At 55.1% G+C, this 26,555-nt stretch carries 22 protein-coding genes; 4 read left to right on the top strand and 18 right to left on the bottom strand.

The annotated features are described in order from the left end of the window. Positions 1-102: 102 nt before the first annotated feature. The 11 genes from F1381_RS16635 to F1381_RS16680 all read right to left on the bottom strand — a co-directional run bounded on the left by F1381_RS16635 (position 103) and on the right by F1381_RS16680 (position 13,419). A complete protein-coding gene (locus F1381_RS16635) occupies positions 103-2,316 on the bottom strand; it encodes a HelD family protein (RefSeq protein ID WP_151735969.1) in 2,214 nt (737 codons plus the stop codon). A gap of 147 nt (positions 2,317-2,463) precedes the next feature. After that, positions 2,464-3,765 carry an NCS2 family permease gene (locus tag F1381_RS16640; RefSeq protein WP_151735970.1) on the bottom strand — a complete coding sequence of 434 codons (1,302 nt, stop codon included), beginning with the start codon at positions 3,763-3,765 and terminating at the stop codon, positions 2,464-2,466. Between the two features lie 177 nt (positions 3,766-3,942). Next, a complete protein-coding gene (locus tag F1381_RS16645) occupies positions 3,943-4,584 on the bottom strand; it encodes a YdeI/OmpD-associated family protein (protein WP_187355386.1) in 642 nt (213 codons plus the stop codon). Between the two features lie 11 nt (positions 4,585-4,595). Next, positions 4,596-5,351: a tRNA threonylcarbamoyladenosine dehydratase gene (locus F1381_RS16650; protein ID WP_151735972.1), complete on the bottom strand. Its 756-nt coding sequence runs from the start codon at positions 5,349-5,351 to the stop codon at positions 4,596-4,598. Positions 5,352-5,421: 70 nt separating this feature from the next. After that, positions 5,422-7,197, bottom strand: coding sequence for an aspartate--tRNA ligase (gene aspS / locus F1381_RS16655; protein WP_151735973.1), 1,776 nt, complete (start codon positions 7,195-7,197; stop codon positions 5,422-5,424). A gap of 69 nt (positions 7,198-7,266) precedes the next feature. Next, positions 7,267-8,523 (bottom strand): histidine--tRNA ligase, encoded by a 1,257-nt coding sequence (hisS, locus tag F1381_RS16660; protein ID WP_246188070.1) that lies wholly within the window; start codon positions 8,521-8,523, stop codon positions 7,267-7,269. Positions 8,524-9,329: 806 nt separating this feature from the next. Then, entirely contained in the window at positions 9,330-9,770 is a 441-nt protein-coding gene (locus F1381_RS16665) for a hypothetical protein (RefSeq protein ID WP_151735975.1), read from the bottom strand. Between the two features lie 28 nt (positions 9,771-9,798). Further along, positions 9,799-10,305: a type 1 glutamine amidotransferase domain-containing protein gene (locus F1381_RS16670; RefSeq protein WP_151735976.1), complete on the bottom strand. Its 507-nt coding sequence runs from the start codon at positions 10,303-10,305 to the stop codon at positions 9,799-9,801. Between the two features lie 148 nt (positions 10,306-10,453). Then, positions 10,454-10,609: a hypothetical protein gene (locus tag F1381_RS28365; RefSeq protein WP_187355387.1), complete on the bottom strand. Its 156-nt coding sequence runs from the start codon at positions 10,607-10,609 to the stop codon at positions 10,454-10,456. A 161-nt stretch (positions 10,610-10,770) separates the two neighbouring features. Further along, positions 10,771-11,214, bottom strand: coding sequence for a D-aminoacyl-tRNA deacylase (gene dtd / locus F1381_RS16675; protein ID WP_151735977.1), 444 nt, complete (start codon positions 11,212-11,214; stop codon positions 10,771-10,773). 24 nt (positions 11,215-11,238) lie between these two features. Beyond that, a complete protein-coding gene (locus F1381_RS16680; RefSeq protein WP_151735978.1) occupies positions 11,239-13,419 on the bottom strand; it encodes a RelA/SpoT family protein in 2,181 nt (726 codons plus the stop codon). 382 nt (positions 13,420-13,801) lie between these two features. Here F1381_RS16680 and uraA point away from each other — a divergent pair, with 382 nt between their 5' ends. Next, the gene (gene uraA / locus F1381_RS16685) at positions 13,802-15,109 is read left to right on the top strand and encodes a uracil permease (protein ID WP_151735979.1); all 1,308 of its coding nucleotides are present in this window, start codon (positions 13,802-13,804) and stop codon (positions 15,107-15,109) included. 125 nt (positions 15,110-15,234) lie between these two features. Here the strand turns inward: uraA and F1381_RS16690 are convergent, their stop codons facing one another. The 6 genes from F1381_RS16690 to F1381_RS16715 all read right to left on the bottom strand — a co-directional run bounded on the left by F1381_RS16690 (position 15,235) and on the right by F1381_RS16715 (position 22,425). Further along, positions 15,235-15,753: an adenine phosphoribosyltransferase gene (locus F1381_RS16690; RefSeq protein WP_151735980.1), complete on the bottom strand. Its 519-nt coding sequence runs from the start codon at positions 15,751-15,753 to the stop codon at positions 15,235-15,237. A gap of 531 nt (positions 15,754-16,284) precedes the next feature. Then, on the bottom strand, positions 16,285-18,684 hold the full coding sequence (gene recJ, locus F1381_RS16695) for a single-stranded-DNA-specific exonuclease RecJ (RefSeq protein WP_151735981.1): 2,400 nt from the start codon (positions 18,682-18,684) through the stop codon (positions 16,285-16,287). Between the two features lie 30 nt (positions 18,685-18,714). After that, positions 18,715-19,680, bottom strand: a complete 966-nt coding sequence (locus F1381_RS16700; protein WP_151735982.1) for a cation diffusion facilitator family transporter — start codon at positions 19,678-19,680, stop codon at positions 18,715-18,717. A gap of 128 nt (positions 19,681-19,808) precedes the next feature. Continuing rightward, positions 19,809-20,711: a protein translocase subunit SecF gene (gene secF, locus F1381_RS16705; protein WP_151735983.1), complete on the bottom strand. Its 903-nt coding sequence runs from the start codon at positions 20,709-20,711 to the stop codon at positions 19,809-19,811. Beyond that, positions 20,701-21,951 (bottom strand): protein translocase subunit SecD, encoded by a 1,251-nt coding sequence (gene secD, locus F1381_RS16710; RefSeq protein ID WP_151735984.1) that lies wholly within the window; start codon positions 21,949-21,951, stop codon positions 20,701-20,703. Before secD ends, secF begins: the two co-directional genes overlap by 11 nt. A 219-nt stretch (positions 21,952-22,170) precedes the next feature. Further along, the gene (locus F1381_RS16715) at positions 22,171-22,425 is read right to left on the bottom strand and encodes a post-transcriptional regulator (RefSeq protein WP_151735985.1); all 255 of its coding nucleotides are present in this window, start codon (positions 22,423-22,425) and stop codon (positions 22,171-22,173) included. A 225-nt stretch (positions 22,426-22,650) separates the two neighbouring features. On the opposite strand from F1381_RS16715, the gene spoVB reads away from it, so the two are divergent. Further along, positions 22,651-24,237, top strand: coding sequence for a stage V sporulation protein B (spoVB, locus tag F1381_RS16720; RefSeq protein ID WP_151735986.1), 1,587 nt, complete (start codon positions 22,651-22,653; stop codon positions 24,235-24,237). Positions 24,238-24,254: 17 nt separating this feature from the next. On the opposite strand, the gene F1381_RS16725 is transcribed toward spoVB, so the two are convergent. Beyond that, on the bottom strand, positions 24,255-25,016 hold the full coding sequence (locus tag F1381_RS16725; protein WP_151735987.1) for a YetF domain-containing protein: 762 nt from the start codon (positions 25,014-25,016) through the stop codon (positions 24,255-24,257). 201 nt (positions 25,017-25,217) lie between these two features. Between F1381_RS16725 and F1381_RS16730 the strand changes: the two genes are divergently transcribed. Both F1381_RS16730 and F1381_RS16735 read left to right on the top strand, forming a co-directional pair. After that, positions 25,218-25,610, top strand: a complete 393-nt coding sequence (locus tag F1381_RS16730; protein WP_151735988.1) for a TIGR04086 family membrane protein — start codon at positions 25,218-25,220, stop codon at positions 25,608-25,610. A gap of 111 nt (positions 25,611-25,721) precedes the next feature. After that, a complete protein-coding gene (locus F1381_RS16735; RefSeq protein ID WP_151736012.1) occupies positions 25,722-26,546 on the top strand; it encodes a phosphatase PAP2 family protein in 825 nt (274 codons plus the stop codon). The last annotated feature ends 9 nt before the right edge of the window (positions 26,547-26,555 follow it).

Genomic DNA, 26,555 nt, shown 5'->3' on the forward strand with positions numbered 1-26,555 from the left:
GCGCCAGTCAAGGACAGGAATGTAAAGTCCGGGACTGGCGCTGTTTTATTTTATCTTGCTGAACTCTTCTGCTTCATCGGTAAAAGCTTGGCTTCAAGCTGCTTACTGCTCCGGCCAGCCCTGGACGCTTGTCTCTGCCTGCGGTTCGATGTATGCCGGCAGTTCCCCGCCGGACATCAGCCACAGCTCATGCAGCGCCCGGGTACATCCGACATACATCAGCTTCGCATCCCAAGCGGCCGGGCCGTAATGGGCGTTGTCCGCATCCGCCAAAATGACGGCATCGAACTCCAGCCCTTTGGACAGATATACCGGCAGGACCGACAGTCCGCCCAGGTATTCGGTCATGCTGCCGTCGATCAGATGAAGCTCGGCAAACTGCCCGGCCAGCCGGGCATACAGCTCCTCCGCTTCACGCAGCGTGCGGGTCAATACAGCCACCGTGCGGTATTCCCGGCCGGACAGCGCGGCAAGCGCAGCGCGGATGGCTTCAAAGCGGCCATCCGCGCTGCCGGCCTCCTGTTCCGCCGCTGCTTGAGCACCCGGACGTTCATCGAAGTAAGAGATCAGCCGGACCGGGTTGCCGCTGCGGAATACCGGCACGGCGAGCAGCGGGCTGCCGACACCGGCGGAAAGAATACCGTTGGCGAATTCGATGATTTCCATCGTGGACCGGTAGCTTCGGGTCAATGCGTGGTAAGCCGTATGGTCAGCGGAGAACAGCCGCTGCATCTCCTCCCAGTCATGTACGCCCTTATAGGCATGGATGCCTTGGGACAGATCGCCCAGTATGGTAAATGAATGACCGCGCACATACAAATCAAGGATGGCGATTTGAAACGGCGAGAAGTCCTGCGCTTCGTCAATGACAACGTGGTCGAAGCGCTCGCCGCCTTCGTTGCCGCTGAGCAAATAATGGATGTACAGCAGCGGCGGCAGGTCTTCCTCGCGCACCCACCCTTTTTTGAGGTCCTTGGCCGTCTCCTTCAGCACGCCTGCCGGAATTACCTCCGGCACTTCGGCCGGCCAGTGCTCCGGCGTCTTGGCCGCGCGGAAAATCTGCTTGTAGATGGTCAGCGGATCATACTTCGGCCATTTGCCGCTGTAGCTCTTCTCGCGGGCAGCGGCTTTCTTCTTCCGGTCTTTCAGCGCGGCCGCCGACGGGCTCTTCTTCAGCTCCATTTCAATCCAACGGTGAATACGTGCCATCACCCGCTCTTTGCGCTTCGCCGGCGGGTAAGGGGCATATTCGTCATTGTACCAGCGCAGAATCATGGAACGGCGCAGTACCGCTCCTTCCCATGGGCTGAAGTCCCCCTCAGGCACAGCGCCCTGCTCCAGCAGCCGGACCGCTTCCTCGATCACGCCCATCAGCACGGTGGAGCCTTTGAACCGGCCCGGCGTCTCTGCCGAAATCTCCGGCATTCCGCCCTCCCGCTCAAACCAGCGGTTCAGCGTTTCCGCCGTATCCTGCTCCGGCAGCGTAAGATTGAGCACGCCCGCCGCCCAATCCGGGAACGTGCTCTGCATAATGTTGCCGACGCCCAGTTCTGGCAGCACATCCGAGATATAGTCGAGAAACATCCGGTTAGGCGCGAAGATAATCATCCGCTCCGCGGAGACCTGCTCCTTGTACTGATAGAGCAGAAAAGCCAGCCGGTGCAGGGCGACCGTCGTTTTGCCGCTGCCCGCTACACCCTGGATAATCAGAGCGGTGTTCTTGGCGGCGCGGATAATTCTGTCCTGCTCCTCCTGGATCGTGGAGACAATATCACGCAGCTTGTTGTCCTTGTTCTCTCCGAGCCGGTAGACGAGGAATTCGTCGGATACGGCCGGAGCATCGCTGTCGCGGTCATAGGTATCCGCCACCCGTTCCAGAATCTGCTTGCGGATCACCACATTCCGCTTCAGGTAGACCAAGCCCTCGATCAGCCCCTCCGGAGCTTCATAGGAGGCCGGCTCTGTGCCCCCGGTAAACGAATAGAACAGGCTTGCAACCGGTGCGCGCCAGTCAATGACTAGCGGACGGTCGCTTACCTGTTCGCGGTCTGCGCCGATTTTGCCGATATATAGCGCCTTTCGTTCTCCCGTTCCATTCTCCTGGAAGTCCAGCCGTCCGAAGTACGGCTCCTGCCTGATCTTGCTTAAGTTCTGGCGCCGCTGCTCTCTGGAATCCTCCAGCACCTGCTCGGTATAGTCGTCGCCCGTGTATACCGGGATGCCCCGCAGCCTTTCCAGCACCGAATCAATCTCCGTCAGCGTGTCGTTCAGCCTGTCCTGTTCCTCTTGATAGGCACTTTGAAAGTTGTCCGCCAATTTCAGTTACCTCCTAAAAGTTATTTCTTCGTGCAAGACTGAACATGCTCACACAAAAAGGAAATTCAGTATATCACAGCGCCGGCGGAAAAGCCATTTATTTCATGGCATCCAGAATTTATCGGTCTGAAGCCTTCAATTTAACGGTTATCCCATCAGAGCATGAACTACAAAATTGGCGATGAACAGGGCTGCGATGCCGTACAGAGCGGGCGGCACCTCTTTGCCGCGGCCCATCGCCAGCTTGACAATCGGATAGGCGATGAAGCCGAAGGCCATACCGTCAACGATGCTGTAAGTGAACGGAATCATCACCATGATCAGAAAGGCCGGGAACAGCTCCGTCAAGTCCCCGAGCTCCATCTCCCGGACGCTCTGCAGCATCAGGCCGCCAATCACGATCAGCACCGGGGCTATGGCACTGTCCGGAACATAGGCCAGCAGCGGAATGAACAGGAAGGTGGCCCCGAACAGGCCGCCGGTAACGAGCGGGGTCAAGCCGGAACGGCCCCCTGCGGCGATGCCCGCCGTTGATTCCGCAGCGGCAACGACCGGGCTGCTGCCGAAGACGCCGGCGGCGATGTTGGCCAGCGAGAGCGCCCGCAGGCTGCTCTTGAACCGTTCCGGCCGTCCGGCCATCAGCGTCTGGGACGCGATCAGCCCGATATTTTCAAACACAACAATGAGCAGCAGCAGGAACACGGCAATCCAGAAGACAAGACTGATCAGCCCGCCGAAATCCATGCCGGCGAACAGGCCCCCGTATCCGGTAAAGACATGCCCCGTTTCGGTCTGCTCCGGCTTGTGCGCTGCACCCAGGATATAAGCCAGCCCCGTGCCCGCCGCCATACTGATCAGGAGTCCGCCGCGCGTGCCGCGGATGAACAGCACCAGCGCCAGAATCAAGGTGACGCAGGACGTGATGACCGCCGGATCGCTGAAATGCCCGATGGCGACGAAGGTAGTCTGATGGGCGATGACGATTCCGCTCTTTTGCAGACCGATAAAGGTCAGGAACAGGCCGATCCCGGCGGTAATGGCATGCTGCAGATTACGGGGAATCGCTTCGCTCAGAATCCGGTACAGCGAGGTGAAAGCGACGATGGCAAACAGCACACCCGTAACCACCACAACAGCGAACGCTTCCCGCCAATCGAGCTTCATCGAATGCACCAGTGTATAGGTGAAAAAGGCGTTAATCCCCATTCCCGGCACCACAATAATCGGCGATTTCCCGCCAAAGGCCATCAAGAGGCAGCCGGTAATCGCCGTCAGCAGTGTAGCCACCATGGCCGGACGCAGCGGAACACCCGCATCATGCAGAATCGCCGCATTGACCATTACAATATATACAGAGGCAAAATAAGACAGGATGCCTGCCGGGATTTCCTTTTTCCAGTTATCGCCCGGCTGAAGCCCCACGCTGTTCCGCCAAAAATTCACATTCATATCCTAACCTCCACTAATCTTCGGTTCCGCTTAGCTTTACCCGGTATGGACGCCGCATAATCAGCGCCTCATCCGGCCTGGGCTATTATGCCGGTGAGTTGAGCCGCAGAACCATTAAAAGGGCGAAAACAGCCGGTTTCCCGGCTGCACGCCCCTCCTGCCCTTATTCTTCTTAGCTTATACTGTTCCCTTATCTGAGGGATTCTTGCGTCCAAGCACAAGCTTCTCCACGGTCTGAGCAATTCGCGTAACGCGCGTCTCCTCCCGCTTCGCTTCGGTAATCCAGGTGATGTAGGCTTTGCGGTGGGATGGGGCAAGCCCCTGGAAGAAGCCATGCGCCGCCTCGTTCTGGCCCAGTGCCGCCAGCAGATCGTCCGGCACAGCCGGTTCAGCCCCAGGCGCTTTCGGCTTGGCGGCTGAACCGGAAGCTTCCGGACGGCGGCGGGAAGTCGCGCCCAGCGGGCGGAACCGCATCGCCGACCATTTCGCATCGATAGAGACGAGCGATATGCCTTCATAACCGGCGTTCCAGACCAGCTCCCAGCCCTTGTCCCGGCTCAGGTCGGTCTTCAGTCCGGCGCTGCCTTTCGGGTAGCACAGCCACAGCAGACCGTCATGCTTGATAGCTGCCAGCGCCTGCGGGCCATACTGCTCCAGTTCACTGACACTTGCCGCGAATAGCTGGACATAATCATAGACGCCCTGCAAGCCGTCCTGAACGGATGCGGCGTCCGCGTCCAGCCCCAGCTCCTGCAGGAAGCCGTCCGGCGGCTGCAGCACAAGCACTTTGCCGTCTTCCGGCAGTCGCAGCTTCTTCATTAGCGCCGCATTCATACGCTGATGCCGCCCGCCTCCAGCAGGTCCTTCACGGCCACGCTGACCATGATCAGTCCGACCACCGGCGGTACATAGGAATTGCTCGCCGGCGGCTGCTTGGCCTTGCGCCGGTCCGGCGCATCCGCAGGTACAATCTGCTCCGTAACGTCCACGCGCGGCTTCACCGGCTGCTCGGTCGAGAACACGACCTTCACGCCTTTCTTGATGCCGTCCTTACGCAGCTTCTGGCGGATCACGCGGGCAATCGGGTCCATCTCTGTCTTGGAGATATCGGCTACCCGGAAGCGGGTCGGGTCCATTTTGTTGGCTGCGCCCATGCTTGAAATCATCGGGATGCCCCGGGAGAGGCATTCCTTGATCAGATGAATCTTGTAAATGATGGTGTCGGAAGCATCAATTACAAAATCCAGCTTGTATTTAAACAGCTCTTCATAGGTTTCTTCCGTGTAGAACATATTCAGCGCAATCGCTTCGATCTCCGGATTGATCAGCTTCACCCGGTCGACCATCAGGTCAGCCTTCTTCTGGCCGATCGTCGTGGTCAGCGCATGGATCTGGCGGTTGACATTGGTGATATCAACCGAATCCTTGTCGATAAGGATAATGCGGCCTACGCCGGTACGTGCCAGCGCTTCCACAGCCATTGCACCGACGCCGCCGATGCCGAGCACCGCAACGGTGCTGTTCTTCAGAATATCCAGGCCTTCCGGCCCGATTGCCAGCTCTGTACGCGAGAACTGATGCAGCATAAGGATAAATCCTCCTTTAAACGGCTCCGCCGCAGGCTGATAACAAGCCTGGCGGCGGGCCGGATCATGATTAATTTTTCGCTTTAACCGGCTTTGGAGCCAACTTGATGTGGAGCTGCTCCAGCTGTACGTCGTCTACCGGAGACGGTGCGTCCATCAGCAGGTCGGTGGCGCTGGCTGTCTTAGGGAAGGCAATGGTTTCGCGCAGATTGCTGCGTCCCGCCAGCAGCATCACCAGACGGTCAAGGCCGAAAGCAATTCCGCCGTGCGGCGGGGTGCCGTATTCAAACGCATCCATCAGGTAGCCAAACTTCTCATAGGCTACTTCCGGGGTAAATCCTAGGGCGTCGAACATTTTCTCTTGCACGTCGCGCTTGTAAATACGCTGGGAGCCGCCGCCGACTTCGTATCCGTTCAGGACAAGGTCATAGGCCTGGGCACGGACAGCGCCAGGGTCAGATTCGAGCAGATGGAGGTCTTCATCATTCGGACGGGTGAACGGATGATGCTCGGCCACATACCGTTTCTGTTCCTCGTCATAGCCGAGCAGCGGGAAGTCAGTCACCCAAGCGAATTTGAACACACTGTCGTCGATCAGGCCGAGCTGGCGACCGATCTTCAGGCGCAGGGCGCCCAGTACATCAGCAACCACTTTCTTAGTGTCGGCTGAGAAGAGCAGCAGGTCGCCGTCTTCGGCGCCGGTCCGTTCCTTCACGGCAGCGATTTCTTCTTCGGTGAAGAACTTCACGATCGGTCCCTTGAACTCGCCGTCTTTCACCTGAATCCAGGCGAGACCTTTGGCCCCGTAGCGGGCGGCGTAAGGCCCGAGGTCGTCGATTTCCTTACGGGTCCAGGTGCCGCAGCCCTTGGCGTTCAGGCACTTCACTTCGCCGCCCTTTTCGATGACGGAGGCGAATACCTTCACGCCGCTGGTGGCCACAATATCGTTCATTTCCACCAGTTCCAGACCAAAACGCAGGTCCGGCTTATCTGAACCGTATCTGCCCATCGCTTCGGCATAAGTCAGGCGCTGGAACGGCAGAGCCACCTCTACGCCGACGGTTTCTCTGAGCAGGCGCTGCATCAGCTGCTCCATCATGCCCAGCAGGTCTTCCTGCGACATGAAAGAGGTCTCGATGTCGACCTGGGTGAACTCCGGCTGGCGGTCGGCGCGCAGGTCCTCATCGCGGAAGCAGCGGGCAATCTGATAATAGCGCTCGATACCGCCGACCATCAGCAATTGCTTATAAATCTGCGGCGACTGCGGCAGGGCGAAGAATTCGCCTTCATGCACCCGGCTTGGCACCAGATAATCACGTGCGCCTTCCGGAGAGCTTTTGGTCAGAATGGGCGTTTCGACATCAATGAAGCCTTCACCGTCCAGGAAGTCGCGGAAAATCTTGGTCGTCTTGGAGCGGAGCAGCAGCGTCTTGTGCATTTCCGGGCGGCGCAGATCCAGATAACGGTATTTCATGCGCAGCGATTCATCGACTTCCACCCCGTCTTCGATGAAGAACGGCGGCGTCTTGGCGGAGTTCAGCACCTCGATCTCCGTAATGCGGACCTCGATCTCGCCGGTCGGCAGATTCGGGTTGACCGTTTCCGGATCTCTTTTTACAACTTTACCCGTAACGGAGAGGACGTATTCACTTCTCACCTTATCGGCCACCTGCAAGGCTTCACCGGAATAGTCCGGGTTGAAGACGATTTGCACGAGGCCGGTGCGGTCGCGCAGGTCGATGAACAGCACGCCCCCAAGGTCGCGGCGGGTCTGTACCCAGCCGTTCAGTGTTACAGTCTGGCCGATATGCTCCAGTGTCAATTGTCCGCAATGGCTTCTACTCATCTCATTTACCCCTTTATGATTAATATAGACATGCTATCGTTGTCTCTACCCGCGGGTGCCAAAAACCGTTTACTCGGCCAGCGCCTGGGCCAGCTCTTCCAGCTTAATAGTGCGCTGTTCGCCTGTAGCCATTGTTTTCACCGTGATGACGCCGTCCAGCAGCTCATCTTCGCCAAGAATCGCCGTATACCGCGCCGACAAGCGGTCGGCCGACTTCATCTGCGCCTTCATTTTGCGGCCCAGATAATCCCGCTCCGCCGAGATGCCCTGGCTGCGCAGGATGAACAATTGCTTCGTAATTTCCAGATCGGCCGCTTCGCCAAGCGCCACCAGATACACATCCAGCGGTTTAACCGTCTCCAGTTCCACACCCTGATTCTCCAGAATCAGCAGAATCCGCTCCAGGCCGATTCCGAAGCCGATGCCGGGCTGGTCCGGTCCGCCGATTTCTTCAACGAGCCCGTTGTACCGGCCTCCGCCGCCGACCGTATCGATGGTGCCGATTCCCGCCGCCTTGTATTCAAAAGCAGTGTGGGTGTAGTAATCAAGGCCGCGCACCAGACGGGGATTGATGCTGTATTCCACGCCCATCGCGTCCAAATGGCTTTTTACCTTGGCAAAATGCATGCTGCATTCCTCATCCAGGCTGTCCAGAATCGACGGCGCATCGCCGAATTTATCCTGATCCACCTTGCAGTCCAGCACGCGCAGCGGATTGCGCTCCATCCGGCGCTGGCAGTCCTTACACAGCGTATCATGCATCGGTCTTAAGAACGCCAGCAGCTTCTCACGGTAGGCCGCGCGGCTTGGCGCATTGCCGACGGAGTTCAGCTCAACCCGGACTTCTTTGAGACCTAAGTCTTTGTAGAACTGGTAGCCGAGGGAGATAACCTCCGCATCAATGGCCGGATCGACTGCACCGAACGCCTCAATGCCGAACTGGTGGAATTGGCGGTAGCGCCCGGCCTGCGGGCGTTCATAACGGAACATCGGCCCGATATAATAGAGCTTGCTGACATCCGGTTCTCCGTAAAGCTTATTCTGCACGTAAGCCCGCACGACGCCGGCTGTTCCTTCCGGACGAAGCGCCAGATCACGGTCGCCTTTATCCTTGAACGTATACATTTCGCCTTCGACAATATCCGTCGTTTCGCCTACACCCCGCTCGAACAGCTCGGTATGCTCGAACATCGGCGTCCGGATCTCCCGGTAATTAAAGCGCCGGCACAGATCTCTCGCCTTGGCCTCCACCACATGCCATTTCTCTACGGCGCCGGGTAGCACGTCCTGCGTGCCTGTCGGTTTCTCAAATCTTTCTTTAGCCACAGCCTGATCCCTCCTGAGTATAAAAAGCAAAAAATCCCCCATCCCTGTTTAAACAAACAGGGACGAGGGATTATCATTCCAAATGTAATCACCCGTGGTGCCACCCACATTCCGGATCAGCCTCTACTCCAGCTGCATCCGCTCTCAGCGGTTAACGCCCGCCTACGCGCTGCGGCTACTGACAAGGGAGCGCTCTTTAGAGGCCCGCTTTCGCCGTGCGTTCTCGGGGAGGTCATTCATCCGTTCATCAACAGAATCCTTGCAGCACAGGCAGAAGCAGCGGGAAATGCCGCTATCGGCCGGGATTCCTCTCTGGGGTTGTGGGTACCGGATTACTTGTTCCCGTCATCAAAACCTTTATAACATTCCGTATATTGTTAGATTCTACTGAACCACTGCGCTAAAGTCAAGAAAGGATGTCAAAAAAAGCGGAAAGTGCTCAACTAACCCTCATTACCACGGATTATAAAAAAATGACCTGCAGGCGAATCCTGCAGGTCCAACAACATATATTATAAAAAAGGGGGTCATGCTTTTATTATAAACACGCTATATTAAGGAATCATGTATGTAATATTACAGTTATATTACATTCAAGAAAGCGGTTTAATAATCCGTACATCCCCCTTACATTCACTTCATCCACTTTACACTACCAACATATTTATTGTCTAGCCGTTTTATGCGAAGATATGCGGTATTCAGACAAAAAATATCGTAAGCTCCTTCAAACAAAAGCTTCGGCCATCCCGTAGGGGAGTGGCCGAAGCTTGGCACCGGTTTAACCGGCAGACTTATAACGGTTATTAATCGAATACCTCAACATAAGCATGTTTGCCGCGCAGCGTTTCCACCACTTCGTGGTAACTTTCATCGGCAACTTTGAGGTCCATCACGTAATTTATATCGTCCAGGTCGCCGTCATTGGCATAGACCTCGCTGTGTTCTGAATCCCGGCCCAGATCGCCGCGGTCCAGTTCATCGTCGTTCAGGGCGACAGACGGCACAACTACAGGTCCGGTTGCGATATCCGCAGAGCCCACGGCACCAAAGGCGCCCCCCGCCATTGCGGAGTTATTGTAGGGGACAAGCGGCAATAGAATATTGCGTCTGTGCTTTCCGTCGATGCGCAGCGGATCGGTTAATGCCGATACTTCCATATCCCCTACACCGTAAGGGATCAGCGATGTTTTGGCACCTTCCGCTTCATCTTCCGACCTGAAATACGCCTGAATTCTTTTACTCATGATCTTTCCCTCCTTAAAGTTGGTTATATTACAACACCTTCAGCAGCTCACGCACAAAAGCGGGCTCATCCTTCGGTGTGCGTGATGTAATGAAATTGCCGTCAACGACGACTTCTTCATCCTTGAATTCCGCACCTGCATTAACTACGTCATCCTTCAGCGGCGGATAGGATGTAATTGTACGGCCCTGAAGCAGCTCGGCACTGATCAGAATCTGCGGACCGTGGCAGATCGAAGCGATGGGCTTATCGGCCGCATTCGCCTCTTTTACAAAGGTCAGCACTCCCGGATCAAGCCGCAAATTCTCCGGTGAAGAACCGCCTGGAATAACGACAGCGTCGTATTCCTCCGCTTTGACATCGCTGATCGCTTTGTCGGCGGTGTAGGAGGCTTCGCCTTTCTTGCCCTGCAGGGTTTCATTCTTCTTCAGGCCGATAATCTCCGCCTGATGCCCTGCTTTGATGACTTCATCATAAGGTACCTTCATTTCCGAATCTTCGAATCCGCTGGCGAGCAGAAATGCAACTTTACTCATGGATAAGTTCTCCTTTCTGCTTTCTTGTTCTCGATTCTCTATTACCCTGATTCCCGTGCTTTCTAACCAGAAGTTAACGCTTTCGGGGTGAAAGCGTACGCCTGCTGCAGATGCTTTCCGGCTGAAGCAGCAGCGGACAGGGCGGTCTTTAGGCACGCGGAAGCAGCGTGCGCCGCCAGCCGCTGAGCAGCTGCAGCTCCTGCAGCTCAGCAGCCTCTTTGGCCGATGCCAGCGTTTCGGCCGTTCCTGAAGCCGCTGCGGCCGAAGCCCGGCCGAGCGTCCATGCTTTTTGCGATTGCCTCATGCGTCTATCCCGTCCTTTTGCAAAGATATGCTTCTCTCCAGTCTGCCCAGTCTGGTAAGGCTCTATCCGCCGGCGCCTTCTGGACAGGAATCCGGATATAAAAAAGCTGTATGCTGCCCCATCCCGGGAGCTGCATACAGCTTTCTTGACCACTATTCGATTTACGGGCGGCTGTCGAGCAACAAGGTGACCGGTCCCCAGTTCACCAGCGACACATCCATCATTGCTCCGAAGACACCGGTCTCCACCTGGAGTCCGCCCTGGCGCAGCACTTCATTAAAATAATCGTAGATCCGTGAGGCTTCTGTCGGAGCCGCAGCTGCCATGAAATTCGGCCGCCGCCCTTTGCGGCAATCTCCGTAAAGCGTAAACTGCGATACAGAGAGGATTGCTCCGTTCGTGTCAGTTACGCTATGGTTCATTTTGCCGGCTTCATCTTCAAAAATACGCAAGCCTGCCACCTTCTCGGCCAGATAAGCCGCATCCTTCTCCGTATCCCCGTGGGTGACACCGACCAGCAGCATCAGCCCCGCACCGATGGCTCCGGTAACCGTGCCCTCCACCGTAACCTGCGCTTCCTTGCAGCGCTGTACAACCACTCTCATGTCTTCCCGTTCAGCTCCTTGCCGTTATTGCATAATCCGGTTGACCGTATAGACGTCCTTAACCCGTTTGACGCGGTCCACCACCGATTGCAGGTGATCCGTGTTCCGGATCAGAATGGTCATATGGATCATCGCCATCTTGTTCTTGTCGGAGCGTCCGGTGACGGCGGAAATATTCGTCTTGCTCTCCGAGACGGCCTGCAGCACTTCATTCAGCAGGCCGTTGCGGTCATGGCCGGTAATCTCAATGTCGACGCTGTAGTTCGCCTCCATGCTGCCTTCCCACTCCACATCAATCACCCGGGCGGCATCTTCGCCTTCACCATCGGCCGGAATATTCGGACAGTCCGCACGGTGAACCGAAACGCCGCGTCCGCGGGTCACATAGCCGACGATATCATCGCCGGGAACCGGGTTGCAGCATCTGGCGAACCGGACCAGCAGATTGTCAATCCCTTTGACCCGGACGCCGTTGGTCGGCTGGTTGCGTTTCTCGCCGCTGGATTTGATCTCCTTCATTTCTGTGGACAATTCCAGATGTCCGGCAGCTTCCTCCTGCTCCCTGCGCACCTTCTCCGTCAGCTTGTTGGCAATCTGCGCGGCGGTAATGCCCCCGAAGCCTACAGCGGAGAGCATATCCTCCACATCGCCGAAGGCGAATTTCTTGGCGACTTCGCTGAGCTTATCCTCGGTCAGGAAATCGGAGACCTCCATATTGAGCCGCTTCAGCTCGCGTTCGACCGCTTCGCGGCCTTTCTCCACATTCTCCTCGCGTCTCTCTTTCTTGAACCACTGCTTGATCTTGCTGCGGGCATGCGAGGACTGGGCGATCTTCAGCCAGTCGCGGCTTGGCCCGTACGAGTTCTTCGAGGTGAGAATCTCCACGATATCGCCGGTCTTCAGCTTATGGTCCAGCGGCACGATCCGGCCGTTGACCTTGGCGCCGATGGTCCGGTTGCCGACCTCTGTATGGATGCGGAACGCAAAATCCAGCGGCACAGAGCCTGCCGGAAGCTCCACTACCTCGCCTTTTGGCGTGAACACAAAGACCAGGTCGGAGAAAAAGTCCATTTTCAGCGATTCGACAAATTCCTCGGCATCCTTGGCTTCATGCTGAAGCTCAAGAATCTCGCGGAAGAACGGCATCCGGTTCTCGGGATTGGCTCCATTTGCTGTCCCTTCTTTATACGCCCAGTGGGCGGCGATCCCGAACTCGGCAGTCCGGTGCATTTCCCAGGTGCGGATCTGCACTTCCGTCGGCTCCCCGCCCGGCCCTACAACCGTGGTATGAAGCGACTGGTACATATTCGCTTTGGGCATGGCGATATAGTCCTTGAAGCGGCCGGGCATCGGCTTCCAAAGGGTATGGATAATGCCTAAAGTTGCATAACAGTCCTTAATGTTATCGACGATAATACGGATAGCCAGCAAATCATAAATTTCGTTAAACTGCTTGTTCTTGGTGGTCATCTTATTATAGACGCTATAAATATGCTTCGGACGGCCCGACAGGTCGCCTTCAATTCCCATTTCCTCCAGCTTGGCGCGGATCCGGCCGATGACGCTATCGATAAACTGCTCGCGTTCCGCCCGTTTCTTGTGCATCAGATTAGCAATGCGGTAATACTGCTGCGGATTGAGATAACGGAGCGCGATATCCTCCATCTCCCATTTAATCGCGGAAATCCCCAGACGGTCAGCAATCGGACAAAAGATCTCCAACGTCTCATAAGAAATCCGCCGCTGGCTTTCTTCCGACTGATATTTCAGTGTGCGCATATTGTGCAGACGGTCCGCCAGCTTGATCACAATGACCCGGATATCCTGGGCCATGGCAATAAACATCTTGCGGTAGTTCTCGTTCTGCTGCTCTTCCTTGGACCGGAAGCGGATGCGCTCCAGCTTGGTGAGTCCGTCCACGAGCATGGCGCAGGTCTCGCCGAATTTCTCGCGGATCTGCTCCAGCGAAACGGTGGTATCTTCAACGACATCATGCAGCAGCGCCGCAATAATCGAGATCAGATCCATCTGCATATTGACGACAATATCCGCCACGGCCAGAGGGTGCAGGATATACGGCTCCCCCGACTTCCGGACCTGGCCGTGATGGGCCTGATCGGCAAATTCATACGCTTCGCGGATGCGGAGCAGATCCTTTTCTTTTATATAGGCGCTGGCCTTTTCGATTAATTGCTCTATGCCCATTCTCGTCGTATCCGTTTCCTTTCTATATGAAAAATTCCCTGAGGGATTTCTCTATTCTTATATGATTATAGGTTAAGAAAAAACTCCTGCCGGAGTCTTAACTGAAGCAGAAGCGGCCCTCTGCTGCCTTCATGGTTAAAGACGGGCGAGCACGGGCAAACTTCACACAAGTTTAAAGTTGTCTATTATTATGACGCTTGCGGCGGATTACGTCAACACTTCCCATCGTGTGGCATTCCCGTCCACTAATGGGCTCAAGAATAGGCAATTTCGTGGCGGCCAAAAAATGTTGTTGTAAAATGTCGCCGTACTCATTAATCTAGAAAAAGCGGTTTTCCGCAGATGCACCCAAAAACTACATAAAGAAAGAGAAGTGAACTCATTGCAACGCGAAATTCAAGTTAATGAAAAGCTCCCGTTTGGGCCCGGATTTCTGCTGAGTCTGCAGCATCTGTTCGCCATGTTCGGCAGTACAGTGCTTGTTCCTAACCTGTTCGGGGTGGACCCCGGCATGATCCTGCTGATGAACGGTATCGGCACTTTGCTGTATATTTTAATCTGCCGCGGCAAAATTCCCGCTTATCTCGGCTCCAGCTTTGCCTTTATTTCTCCGGTGCTAAGCGTACTCCAGAAATATGAAGGGAACCACGAGCATGGATATTCGCTTGCTTTGGGCGCCTTTATCGTTACCGGCGTAATCTTCGTGCTTATCGCTCTGCTCATCCGTTTTGCCGGAACCGGCTGGATTGATGTCGTATTCCCTCCGGCCGCTATGGGTGCCATCGTCGCCACCATCGGTCTTGAACTGGTGCCCGTAGCTGCACAGATGGCCGGCTTGATTGCTCCCAATAATGCCCCTGCAGACTGGTCTCCCGATCCGAAGACCGTTGCATTGTCCATGGTGACACTGGGCGTGACCGTAATCGGCGCCGTACTGTTCCGCGGCTTCCCCAAGATCATCCATATCCTGATCGGTATCGTAACCGGATATGTGCTGGCACTGATCCTGAAACAGGTCGACACTGCAGCCATTTCTGATGCGAGCTTCCTGGCGGCTCCACATGTTGTGACACCGTCCTTTGATTGGGATGTTGTTCTCACCATTATCCCGGTATCCATTGTCGTTATCGTTGAACATATCGGCCATCTGCTGGTTACCAGCAACATTGTAGGCAAAGACCTGGCCAAAGACCCCGGACTTGACCGCTCGCTGATGGGCAACGGCATTTCCACTATCATCTCCGGCTTTGTCGGCTCTACGCCAAATACAACGTACGGGGAGAACATCGGCGTTATGGCGCTTACCAAAGTCTATTCCATATTCGTCATTGGCGGCGCGGCCATCATCGCCATTCTGCTGTCGTTCTCCGGAACCTTCTCTTCGGTCATTGCCCATATTCCGCAAGCTGTCATGGGCGGCGTATCCTTACTGCTCTTCGGCGTTATCGCCGCTTCCGGTCTGCGCATCTTCGTGGAACAGAAGGTGGATTTCTCCAAGGCCACCAACATGATTATGGCTTCCCTGGTCCTGGTCGTCGGCATCAGCGGCGCCAAGCTGACCTTTGGTGAAGTTGAACTGAAAGGCATGGCACTGGCAACGATCGTCGGCATGGTATTGGCCCTGTTCTTCAAACTGATCGAGGTGCTGGGCTTGTCCAATGAGAAGGAAAACGAGAAATCCGCTCATTAAACCCTGAATAGTGTGGATTGATATAATGAAGGAAGTATTTTAGAAATAGTATGCAGAAAAGCGGAATGCCGTCTTGAACCGACGGCATTCCGCTTTTTATTTCCCGGGAAAAGAGAAGCTCCCGTTTAGTCCTCGTAAGTAAGCAGGGATACGACTTCAACACCCGGAAGCTTGTTACGTCCGGCAAGTTGGGACAGCTCAATCAGGAATGCTGCGCCGACCACATTGCCGCCAAGCTGTTCCACCAGGCTGACCGAAGTGGCGATGGTGCCGCCAGTGGCCAGAAGGTCGTCGGCAATCAGCACATTCTGTCCCGGCTGGATGGCATCGGTATGCATAGCCAGCGTGTCCTTGCCGTATTCCAAATCGTAACCGACTTCGATTGTCTCATACGGCAGCTTACCGCTCTTGCGGATCGGCACAAAGCCGACGCCCAGCGCGTAAGCCAGCGGTGCACCGACAACAAAGCCGCGCGCTTCCGGCCCGGCGATGACGTCGATCTTCAAATGAGCGACGCGGGCCTTCAGTTCGTTGATCGCCTCACGGTACAACTCGCCATCCTTAAGCAGTGTGGTAATATCTTTAAAGCTGATCCCCGGCTGCGGGAAATCAGGCACAACACGAATACTGTTCTTAAAATCCATAGAATCATCTCCTAAAAGTTTTGTGAGGAGTTCCTCACTGAATCTGCATCGTACAAAACTTGCATCGGAAGCATACGCTTAGTTTGTGAGCATAAGCTGCACTGATTATCTTCGAACAAACTCACTTCGTAAGCATTAGCTTAGTTTTATGAGGAGTTCCTCACTGAATCTGCGTCGTACAAAACTTGCATCGGAAGCATAAAATCTCAACTACGCCTCAAGCAAATGTGTCTTTAAACGCTCGCTCCCCGGCAATATGCTTCTGTTTGCGCCTCAAAAAGTTACTGATATCGCCGCACACTAACGCTAACGGACACAGAAGCCCTTATGTTCTATTTCCATATGGCTTGAGCCAGCGTAACGGACTCCAGCGCTCTTATTGTCTCAATTCAGCGCAATTATTGCCTGTTTTAACAATAATAACGGCAACTGTGTCCGGGCGAAATAGCGGCTATACGGTCCGTAAGAGCTGAGCCCATCATCGGCCAGGCCTGCCCTGCCCTCGACCGGGATGCAAGCTCCGTTTCAGTACTAGGATGCGCCCAAACGCCGGGTTTGCATCCAATGCTCCAGCTCATGGGGGCTGCCCTCCATGAAGTAACGCTCCATCTCTGCTGCCCTTTCCAGGCGGACGAAATGCCGTGAAGCCGTCAGGCTCTTGGCTGCGGGCTTCGTTACGAAGGCAATCCTTCCGTCCTCTCGGGTAATGAAATCCAGCTCGGCAAATACATCCAGCATCTTGCCCACCATACGCACTCCGAGCGCGGATTGACGGCTCAGCTGCAGCAGCACCTCATGCTCCGGTGCAGGCGAAGCGGCAGCTGCGGCAAGCAGCTTGTATAGAACTGCAAAATGCTCACGTGTCGGAGTCTGCAACCGGTCCCGCCGTTCGCGTACCGAATGCAGCAGTGCGATGTTGCCCGGCTCGGGAAAGACGGCAAGCAGCGCATCAAGCTGCTCCGGCGTTTCCGGCGAATCGAGCAGGCAGAGCAAGGAAACCCTTTCATTGCCGGCGCCGACAGCCGTTCCTGGATGAAGCCGGGCAATACCCGCTTCCTCATCGTAGACCCACAGCTGCATCCCTTTCAGCTCGCCCAGCTGCGATGTGCGGCTGCTGCGGAACACCGCCGCCGCATGGATGCTCCCTCCGCCGCTCTGCAGCAGCTCCTTCAGCTGAGCCGCCCGCTTCACAGCGTCGGCGGCGCCGCGCAGATCAAACAGCTGTGCCACCGGTACGGAGAGGTCCTGGAGCATCAGCTGCGGCTTCCGTGAGCCGTTCCACTCATTGACCGTCAGCTCGCCGAGAACGTCTACCGGCGTTCCTGCTTGAAGCAGGCCGGCTAGCGGTCCCTTGCCGAAGGCAACAGCTTCTATCGTGTGCCGCCCCTGCTGGAGGACAAGCTTCAAATGCCTGGACTCCTGGCCCATCGTCCGGGTCTCTTTTACCACAGCTCCGCGCACGATGAACTTCGGCAGCGGATTAGCCATGCCGAAGGGCGCGAGCCGCTCCAGTTCGTCCGCCGCCCGCAGCGTCAGCTCGGCGACCGGGATTTCCCCGTCGGCGGCAGTTACGGGCACCAGATGCTCCGGGGTCAGCACAGACGCGGCATAATCATTGAGCGCTGCTGCGAAGGCTTCCAGCTGATCCTGGTGCAGGCTCATCCCGGCGGCGGCCGGATGCCCGCCGTAATGGTCCATCAGCCCGGCGCAGGAGGTCAGCGCCGCATAAATATCAAGACCCGGGATCGAGCGGGCTGAGCCCTTGCACATTCCCGTCTCGGGATGAATGTCAAGAATGATAACCGGACGGTAATAACGCTCCAGCAGCTTGGAGGCCACAATGCCGACGACACCGACATTCCAGCCCTGGCCTGCCAGGACAATGATATGCGGCAGCGAACCGCCTTCTATCTGCGCTTCCAGCCGCGCCGCCGCTTCACCGACGATCCGTTCGACCACCTGCTGGCGTTCCTTGTTCAGCAGATCCAGCTCATCGGCGAGGGCCAGTGCTTCCTGCGGCTGCTCCGCGGTCAGCAGGGCGACCGCCCGTCCGGCGTGGTCGAGCCGGCCGCTCGCATTGATCCGCGGCGCCATGCCGAAGGCAATGTTGACGGAGCTTACCGTATTCATCGTGATCCCGCTAACCTCAAGCAGGGCGCGGATGCCAGGATAGGGCGAGTTGCGCATGCTTTCCAGCCCCATCCGTACCAGCCGGCGGTTCTCGCCGAGCAGCGGCATCAGATCGGCAACCGTACCGATCGCGGCAATCTCTGCCCACTCCGCCGGCACCTCTCCGCCAAGCAGCGCTTCCGCCAGCTTATAGGCGACACCTACACCGGCCAGCCCCTTGAACGGATAAGGACAATCATGCTGCTTCGGATTAATTAACGCATAGGCATCCGGCAGCAGTTCCGGCGGTTCATGATGATCCGTTACAATGACATCGATCCCCAGCGTTGCTGCATAAGCGATCTGATCACGGGCGCTAATCCCCGTATCGACCGTGATGATCAGCGATACCCCTTGCTGAAGTGCCCAATCGAGCGCATGGTTATGCAGGCCATAGCCTTCATTGGCCCGGTGGGGAATATAGATATCGAAGGAAGCACCCAGATGCCGGAGCAGATAGATCATCAGCGAAGTACTGGATACACCATCCGCATCGTAGTCACCATAAACCAGAATATGTTCTTCCTCCTGCAGTGCCCGTCTGATCCGCGGAACTGCCTGGGACATGCCCTTTAGCAGATAAGGATCATGCCGGTCATCGGTTCCTCCGTCCAGAAAAGCCAGCGCCTTATCGGGCGTATCCAGCCCTCTGGTAACGAGCAGATTGGACAGCAGAGGAGAAATGGAAAGGCTCCGGGCCAATTCCACAGAAGCTGCGGGATCGGTCGCCGGAGAATGCCACTTGGTTTTCGGATAAAGCAATTGTATTCACCCTTCTCTCAGGCTTGCAGCCTACTGAAGCAACGTGGGCAGCTCGTTGTCCACAAGCTCATGGTTGCTCTTATACGGATACCCCGGATCATACGGCACGACATCCATATGCACTTCGCCCACATGGACAAAACGGTGCTGCAGCAGCTTGCGCGCACATTCCGAAATATCCTGTGCCTCCATCACACTAATCCGCGGGTTGACACTGATTGTAACTTCAAGGTCGACAAAGCGGCCCTCTTCCGTTGCCTTCAAATATTCCACGCGGATTACGCCGTGTACCCGCTGCACAGTCTCAATAAAGTTGGCAGTTTCGGCAGTAGGCAGCTCCTGGTGTTTTTTGCCGTAAATCGAGGAAGCGATTAGTTGATAGCCCTTGCGCATAATCAGACAGCTGGTCAAGAGCGCCGCAATCGGATCGAGATAAAGCAAAGGATGAAAATCCAGATAATTCTCGCCCCCGGCCACCGCCCCGGCAATTCCCAGCGAAACGGTAAAAGAGCTGTATAAGCTGAAACGGTGGCTTTCGGCATAAGCAGCGTGGCTGCCGTCGCCTTTTTTGCGGAAATAACGGTATTGATATTGAAACACAGCCTCTTTCAGTACGATGGAAATCAGGACAATAACAATCGCAAGCTCTCCCGGTGCGGAAAAGTGCCCTCTTGTCAAATCACGAATTGCCGAAAAGGCAATTTGCAGCCCGAACATCAGAATCAGCACGGACATCAGAATCGCTATTACTGGTTCTTTGTTATCGCGCCGTTCCAGAGTACGGATTTTACGTTTGTCCTTACTGCGCATCTGGCGCCAAGGAAACATCTCGGCCAGCTTGGAAGCTGCATCCGCTCCGGAATAAACCGCATCCCCGAGCAAGGCTTTGCTGCCGGAATAATATCCGAAGCTTCCTTTGACCACAGCCAGGGCGATATCAGTAACAATTCCGCCCCAGGCAACCGTTTCAGTGCGCGGTGATTGTTCATCGTTCATAACGCGGCCCTCCTTACCTTGGCAAGTAATCTCTTGATGATGGCATTCGCATCATTGGTCACAAAAGAAGTTGGAAAAGCCGCGTCGCCTTGACGCGGCTTTCTGGGGCACAGCAGCTATTTAAGCTATTAGGCTTTGGCCGGGGCGCTCTTTCCGGACGGCTTCTGGCGCTTCTTAAGCAGCAGCCAGAGCGGGCTCGCGATAAAGATGGAGGAGTAGGCCCCGAAAAGAAGTCCGATGACCATAGCCAGCGAGAACATCTTAATCGATTCCCCGCCGAGAACCAGTAGGAAGAACGCTGCAACGAATACAGTAAATGCAGTATACAGGGAACGCATAAGCGTCTGTGCCACACTTTTGTTGACAAGCGCCTTCAGATCTTCATAGCTCTTCTGTTTGCCGAACCGGAGATTCTCACGAATCCGGTCAAAGATAACGATGGTATCATTGATGGAATAACCGATAATGGTCAATACCGCAACGATAAAGGTCAGGTCTACCTCCAGACGGAAGATGGAGAAGATCGATACGACCATAAACGCATCATGCAGTAATGCGACAATGGCCGCCAGTGCAAAACGCCATTCAAAGCGGATACTTACATAGATGATAATACCGATGGATGCCAGCAGCACGGAGTAAATGGCATTGCGCGCCAGCTCCTTGGCCATTTCCGTATCCACCGTGTTGATTTCAAACGAAGCCTGATCATCAAGCTTGGTGATCTCTGCCTGCAGAGCCTGGCTCTGCGTGTCATCCAGGACTTCATCATAACGGATGTTCACCCGGTTCTCACCCATTGTAATGCTTGGCTCATGGGAAAGTTTAAGGGCATCCAGTGCAGGCTGCAGCTGTTCAGACGTTATATTCTTGGACAACGACACATCAACGTTAGAGCCTGCTTTAAAGTCAACACTGTAGTTCAAGCCGAAGATCGCCAGAAACAGTACCCCGAGAATCGTCAACACAATGGAGAATATAAAGAAATATTTGCTTAAATGCACAAAATCCAGTTCTTTCTTAAAGCGCACGGATTTCACTCTCCTTTACCCCAAATTGCTTCGGCTTCTTGAGCGCGCCGGCTTTCACCAGCAGCGTGAGCAGCCAATGGGCAAAATAAAGGTTAGTCAGGATACTGAGCACAATTTCGACAATCAGTATCAGAGCGAAGCCTTTAACAGCGCCTGTACCGAAGGCAAACATTACGGCGGCAACGATAATGGTAGTTATGTTGGCGTCCATAACAGTCCGGAAGGAGACCTTATTGCCCGCTTTAACGGAGGACATAATGCTCTTGCCGCTGCGCATTTCTTCGCGGATCCGTTCATTCGTAATGATATTGGCGTCGACCGCCATCCCTATACCGAGAATGAACGCTGCAATGCCGGGAAGGGTCAGCGTAAAGTCGGCGACCACGAACACGGCGATCAGCAGCCAGGTATGCAGAATCAGCGCAAAGCTGGCCAGAACGCCGGGAAGCCGGTACATGCCGATCATGAAGATCAATATAATAAGGGAACCCACAAGGCCCGCACGGACGGTCTGTTCAAGAGACTGCTTGCCGAGCGTCGCGCCTACGCTTTGCGAATACTTTTCGGTCAGCTTCAGCGGCAGTGCGCCCAGATTAATGGTATCCGCAAGCTCACGGGCCGAATCCAGCGTGTAGTTGCCGGAGATCGAAGCCACCCCATCCGTTATTACTGCCTGCACACCTGGGTCGGACAGCAGACGGTCATCCAGATAAATAACGAGTTTTTGACCGAGCAAACGCTTGGTGATTTCAGCAAATTTATCCTTATCTTTCACCTTAATTTGGATAATCGGCTGGTTCAGATTATTCCGTTGAACCTCGGCCGCACCTTCCACGAAATCACTGCCGACTAACTCAATCTTACTGTACGTTCCCTCTGCGTCACCCTCGGCGGCGCTGCGGAACGTTAGTACGGCCGGTTCCTTCATCTTCTTGCGGACTTCCGCTTCATCGGTTACGCCCGCAATCTTCAGACGGATACGGTTGGTGCCTTCGGTAGTTACTTCAGGCTCGCTGGTACCCAGCGCGTTCGCCCGTTTCTCGAGGCTTTCCGCCGTCTTCTGCAGGGATGCCCGGGTTAATTCCGCCCCGATCTCCATCGGCTCTGCCTCATACAGAATCTCGAATCCGCCCTTCAGATCAAGGCCAAGCCGCACCTTGTCCAGCAGGCCGGGAGTGGTAAACGCCATGACCCCTGTTAATACGAGCACGGTAATGATAAAGCCCATAAGTCTCTTCATGCTCTTGCTAGTTCCCCTTTCATTACTCAATATTCCTATTATAGCCACGTGCGAAATCACCGTCAATTTCCATCACACTGACGGTCTGCCGGTTACACAAAGAAAACGGCCGGCTCCGCTTGCCTGCGGAAAGCCCTCCGTTTGGATTGGAAAAGCTTGATTGGCACTCCTTTACTTTACTGCTTCCGGTACCTCATTGCAAAAGAAAAACGTTCCTTTTTATAGATTTAAGCCCCGATATGCGGAAATTGTCAAATAATTCATATAAGTTCCGGCTTTCAGTGAATAGATATCGTTCACCAGCTTGTGCAGGGGCGGCCTGCCTTCCTTGGCATAATTACGGCTGACACACGCCCAAATATCCTGGCCGGTAACATATTCGTAGCCAAGGAGCCGGAATTCTTCCGCTTTGCTGTCACACATGGCCTCGATATCCGTACAAAGCTCGTCAAATTCCCATTCCGCCGATCCCAAGTGTCTTACACCTCCCACATTCCGCTATTCACCGCATGGCGTTCCACACCATTATACATTCGCACAAAATATTATTCGCCTCAGCTCTTTCGCTTTCCTGCTTGCCTGCGCAAAGTTGTCCTGCCAAAGCTTGTCATGCAGATGCCTTGTCACAGCATATCTATAAATTATACGGACAAACAACGGGAACGGGTTTGATTTTATTGTGGGAAGAGGGAATGCCCTTTGAAGAAACAAAGCTTCATCCAAGGTACGCTGATTCTGCTGGCGGCCGGCATTGTCAACCGCATGCTGGGGTTCATTCCCCGCATCGCCTTGCCCCGGGTCATGGGCGCTGAAGGGGTAGGTCTCTATCAGCTGGCTTATCCCTTTTTTATTGTGCTGGTCACCGTCATTACAGGCGGCATCCCGCTGGCCATCGCAAAAATGGTCGCCGAAGCGGACGGCCAGAGCCAGCCGGATAAGTCCCGCCGTATTCTGCATACCGGGCTTGTCCTCAGCGCATCCTTAGGCCTTATATTTACCCTGGCCGCTTATTTTGCCGCCCCTTGGGTCTCTAATGTCCTCCTGACGGACAGCCGCGTGTATCACACCTTTGTCAGCATGATTCCGATGATCTCCATTGTCGCTGTTTCTTCAGTTTACCGGGGATATTTCCAGGGCAGACAAAATATGATTCCGTCGGCGCTCTCCTCGGTGCTGGAATCGGTTATCCGGATTTTTTTTATGCTTTGGTTCGCCTGGCTGCTGCTGCCAAAGGGTCTTGCCTTTGCGGCGGCCGGTGCGATGCTTGGGGTAACCGTAGGCGAATTGGCGGGAATGCTGGTCCTGCTCTGGCAGTATGCGTCTACGTTAAAAAAGGACAAGACGGAATCCCCCGTTCCCGCAGAATACCCGGCAAACTCGCCGCCCGGCGATGAACAGGAGCTCTCAGGCACAAGCCTGCTGAGACGGATGCTGCGCATCGCCGTTCCGGTTACCGCAGGCCGGCTGGTCGGCTCCTTCTCTTACCTGCTGGAATCCATTATTACCGCGCGCAGCCTGGCGCTGGCCGGCATTGCCGCGGCGGCGGCCACCGCGCAGTACGGCTCTTTGCAGGGGATGGTCATTCCCCTGCTGTTGCTGCCCGGCGTCCTCAGCTCCTCGCTGGCGGTCTCACTGGTGCCTTCGTTGTCGGAGGCGGCAGCCAGGAAGGATATGCCGACCATCCACAAACGGCTGCAGCAGGCGCTGCGGCTGGCCATGGTCACCGGGGCCCCCTTCGTGGCCGTTATGTATATTTTTGCGGTACCGCTCTGCACCTTGCTGTACGGTAGCCCGGATACCGCCCCCATGCTGCGGCTGATGGCACCGTTCGCCTTGTTTCTGTATATCCAGGCCCCGCTGCAGGCGGCCCTGCAGGCGATGGACCGCCCCGGACGGGCGCTGCTCAATACCCTAATCGGCGCGGTGATCAAGATTGCGCTGATTCTTATGCTGGCTTCAAGACCCGAGTACGGCATATACGGTGCAATCATTGCGATCATCGTCAACAGCATCCTGGTTACCCTGCTGCATGGCTATAGCGTGGTCAGGCTGATCAAGCTCTCTGTACGTCTCGGGGACCCTTTGAAAACGGTGGCGGCACTAATCATCATGGCTGCGGGCATGTCCTATATTTATTCCTCTGTACCGCTTCCAGGAGCGGACTGGCTGCAATTCCTGATCTCGGCCGCGTGCGGAATGGCGATCTATCTCGGCCTTTGTCTCCTGACCGGCCTTATCTCCGCGCGCGACCTGGAGCACCTGCCGTTTCTGAAGCGGCGGCGCTGATTGCAGAAGCCTTCAGGTTATGACCGCTGCGGGTCCACATAAATTTGGCCTTTATGGTCGATGGAGCAGAGGAACACTTCGCGGAATTCAGATACCCCTTGTTGCCGGATTTGCGTTCTGAGCCAGAACCGCGTCTTTCCGATCAGTTCCAGGTTGTCGTCTTGGACTTTCCCGTCCATAATCAGCGGAATCGGCAGGCCTTCATAACGGATTTTATGCTTGGGCAGCTTCACCGTTTTTCCGGCGGGGGCGCTCTCTGTTGATTCCTGCTGTTTATCCTTGCCGGCGCTGCTGTTCCCGCTCTGGTTCGAGGAAGAGACACCTTTGTTTTTCTCTATAACTGTCAACTGTCCGCTCGTTTCCAGAATGGCAAATTCCACATCCGCCGGACTGTCGATATTCTGGCCCCGAAGCTGAAGCAGCAGATCATCAATGTTATAGCGTTGCTTGCGCATCTCCTCGCGGTGCAGCTTACCGCCGGAGATGAGTATGCTCGGTTTGCCGTCGACAAGCAGCCGCAGCTTTCTGCTCCGCAGACTGAGCCAGGCAACGATGACCTGGATTAGCACAAGAGTGATCATCGGCACCAGTCCGTCGCTGATTGGCCGTTCAATATCATCAATGACAAAAACGGCAATTTCCGCAATCAATATGGAAATGGTCAGGTCAAAGACCGACAGCTTGCCGATTTCCCGTTTGCCCATGATCCGCATGCTCAGGAAAATGAAGATATACATCAGCACGGTCAGCGCCACATGGTTCAGGATATGCTGGAACATATGCTCTTCGCTCCCTTTACGGTTCTCACCCGCGCAGGCAGGTGGAGGAATGTAACCCTATTCTGGCCTGCCTGCCAAGGGAACATTCGGCAAGCACCTTTATAATTACTGGTAAAAGAGCAAGGCTTGTCATTCTTGTACTATCGGGGCAAGCCTTCCCATAGAATGATATTAGCAAATCAATCATTAGGAGGTTGGACCATGCAATTTATTCGGCGCCTGTTCTCTTGGAGAATCGCAAACCCGGTATTATCCGGCTTATGCCGCTCCTTCCTGTGGATGCTGCTGGGCGCATTCGTGTTATCCCTGCTCCTGTGGGGCAGCGGCCTTACCGAGCAGGACCTGGCGACTTATACTTATATGGTACACGGCATTGCAGCTGCATTCGGAGGGTTGACTGCCGGCCGCAGAGCCTCCCGCAAAGGCTGGTACCAGGGAGCGCTGACAGGAATCTTTTACGGCGTCATCGTCCTGCTCATCGGGTTTCTGGCGCTGGACAGTTCGCCGTCAGGCATGGATACGCTGTGGGTGCTGGCCGCGGCAGCCATCGGGGCGCTTGGCGGGATGTTTGGAGTCAATTTACAGAAATCCTGACAGATTGTATTGAACAAAATCGAAACTGCTCCTGAATATATGTTACACTGTCTGTGCATTATGATTCAGTCAGCACCCAAGGAGGCTTCGATTGTTTTGCTTTACCAATCCATGAACAATGTGGTTTTTTATACGGTAGCGCTGGTCTTTCTGCTTATTTGGCTGGGCAGCAGGCGCAATCCGCTGCTCGCTTTCGCCGAAATCGGCAAAGAAATGCTGCGGTCCTACAAATTTGTGCTGGTTGTTGCTTCTATGGTAGGCATTCTGGCTCTCAATAAGTTTGAGCTGAGAATTGAACAGCGCCTTAGCCTGCATACGGACTTTACCTCATTTGTATTTGGGCTGGAGGGTCATTTTGTCCGTTTCGTGCAGGAGCTGTTTTATACCCCCTGGCTGACGCCTGTTATCGTCTTTTTTTATATCTTTATGCTGCAGTCGGTACTTGCCGCTTCACTGGGCGTGTACCTGCTGGACAAGAACCGCGTGCTGCTTTACGCGACCTGCTATGCCATTATCCTGAACTATGCCATCGCGATCCCGTTCTTTCTCTATTATCCGGTCAACGAGGTATGGTCTTATGCCCCTGCAGGGGTCCGGTTCGTGATGCTGGATGTCTTTCCCCGCTTTGAAACGGAATACCGGCCGCTTTCCGGCCTGAACAATTGCTTTCCCAGCCTGCACACGGCGATCTCGCTTTCTACGGCACTGCTCGCTTACCGCTCAGGCAACCGGCGCTGGATGGCGATTACTACGGTGTCGGCCGCGTTCATTATCTTCGGCATCTTCTATCTGGGCATTCACTGGCTCAGCGATATGCTCGGCGGTGCACTGCTTGCAGTCCTGTCCACAACGGTGGCTGTCAAGCTGGCCAAGCTAACATTGCGCGGCAAGGAGGAATCGCTGGCTCTGCGGAGCAGCGCAGCTGATACCAGGTAAGCAAAAAAA

This window comes from Paenibacillus tengchongensis, from assembly GCF_008973665.1.
Classification (GTDB): Bacteria; Bacillota; Bacilli; order Paenibacillales; family Paenibacillaceae; genus Paenibacillus_AQ; species Paenibacillus_AQ tengchongensis.

Bases quoted from the DNA above. Each gene is read 5' to 3' on its own strand.
- F1381_RS16730 (WP_151735988.1), top strand. From the start codon at position 25,218: ATGCAATTTATTCGGCGCCTGTTCTCTTGGAGAATCGCAAACCCGGTA.
- F1381_RS16725 (WP_151735987.1), bottom strand. From the start codon at position 25,016: ATGTTCCAGCATATCCTGAACCATGTGGCGCTGACCGTGCTGATGTAT.
- F1381_RS16665 (WP_151735975.1), bottom strand. From the start codon at position 9,770: ATGAGTAAAAGAATTCAGGCGTATTTCAGGTCGGAAGATGAAGCGGAA.
- secD (WP_151735984.1), bottom strand. From the start codon at position 21,951: ATGAAGAGACTTATGGGCTTTATCATTACCGTGCTCGTATTAACAGGG.
- F1381_RS16680 (WP_151735978.1), bottom strand. From the start codon at position 13,419: ATGGGCATAGAGCAATTAATCGAAAAGGCCAGCGCCTATATAAAAGAA.
- dtd (WP_151735977.1), bottom strand. From the start codon at position 11,214: ATGAGAGTGGTTGTACAGCGCTGCAAGGAAGCGCAGGTTACGGTGGAG.
- F1381_RS16670 (WP_151735976.1), bottom strand. From the start codon at position 10,305: ATGAGTAAAGTTGCATTTCTGCTCGCCAGCGGATTCGAAGATTCGGAA.
- aspS (WP_151735973.1), bottom strand. From the start codon at position 7,197: ATGAGTAGAAGCCATTGCGGACAATTGACACTGGAGCATATCGGCCAG.
- F1381_RS16645 (WP_187355386.1), bottom strand. From the start codon at position 4,584: ATGAAGAAGCTGCGACTGCCGGAAGACGGCAAAGTGCTTGTGCTGCAG.
- F1381_RS16650 (WP_151735972.1), bottom strand. From the start codon at position 5,351: ATGCTGCATCAGTTCTCGCGTACAGAGCTGGCAATCGGGCCGGAAGGC.
- F1381_RS16735 (WP_151736012.1), top strand. From the start codon at position 25,722: ATGAACAATGTGGTTTTTTATACGGTAGCGCTGGTCTTTCTGCTTATT.
- F1381_RS28365 (WP_187355387.1), bottom strand. From the start codon at position 10,609: ATGAGGCAATCGCAAAAAGCATGGACGCTCGGCCGGGCTTCGGCCGCA.
- F1381_RS16690 (WP_151735980.1), bottom strand. From the start codon at position 15,753: ATGGATTTTAAGAACAGTATTCGTGTTGTGCCTGATTTCCCGCAGCCG.
- F1381_RS16700 (WP_151735982.1), bottom strand. From the start codon at position 19,680: ATGAACGATGAACAATCACCGCGCACTGAAACGGTTGCCTGGGGCGGA.
- F1381_RS16640 (WP_151735970.1), bottom strand. From the start codon at position 3,765: ATGAATGTGAATTTTTGGCGGAACAGCGTGGGGCTTCAGCCGGGCGAT.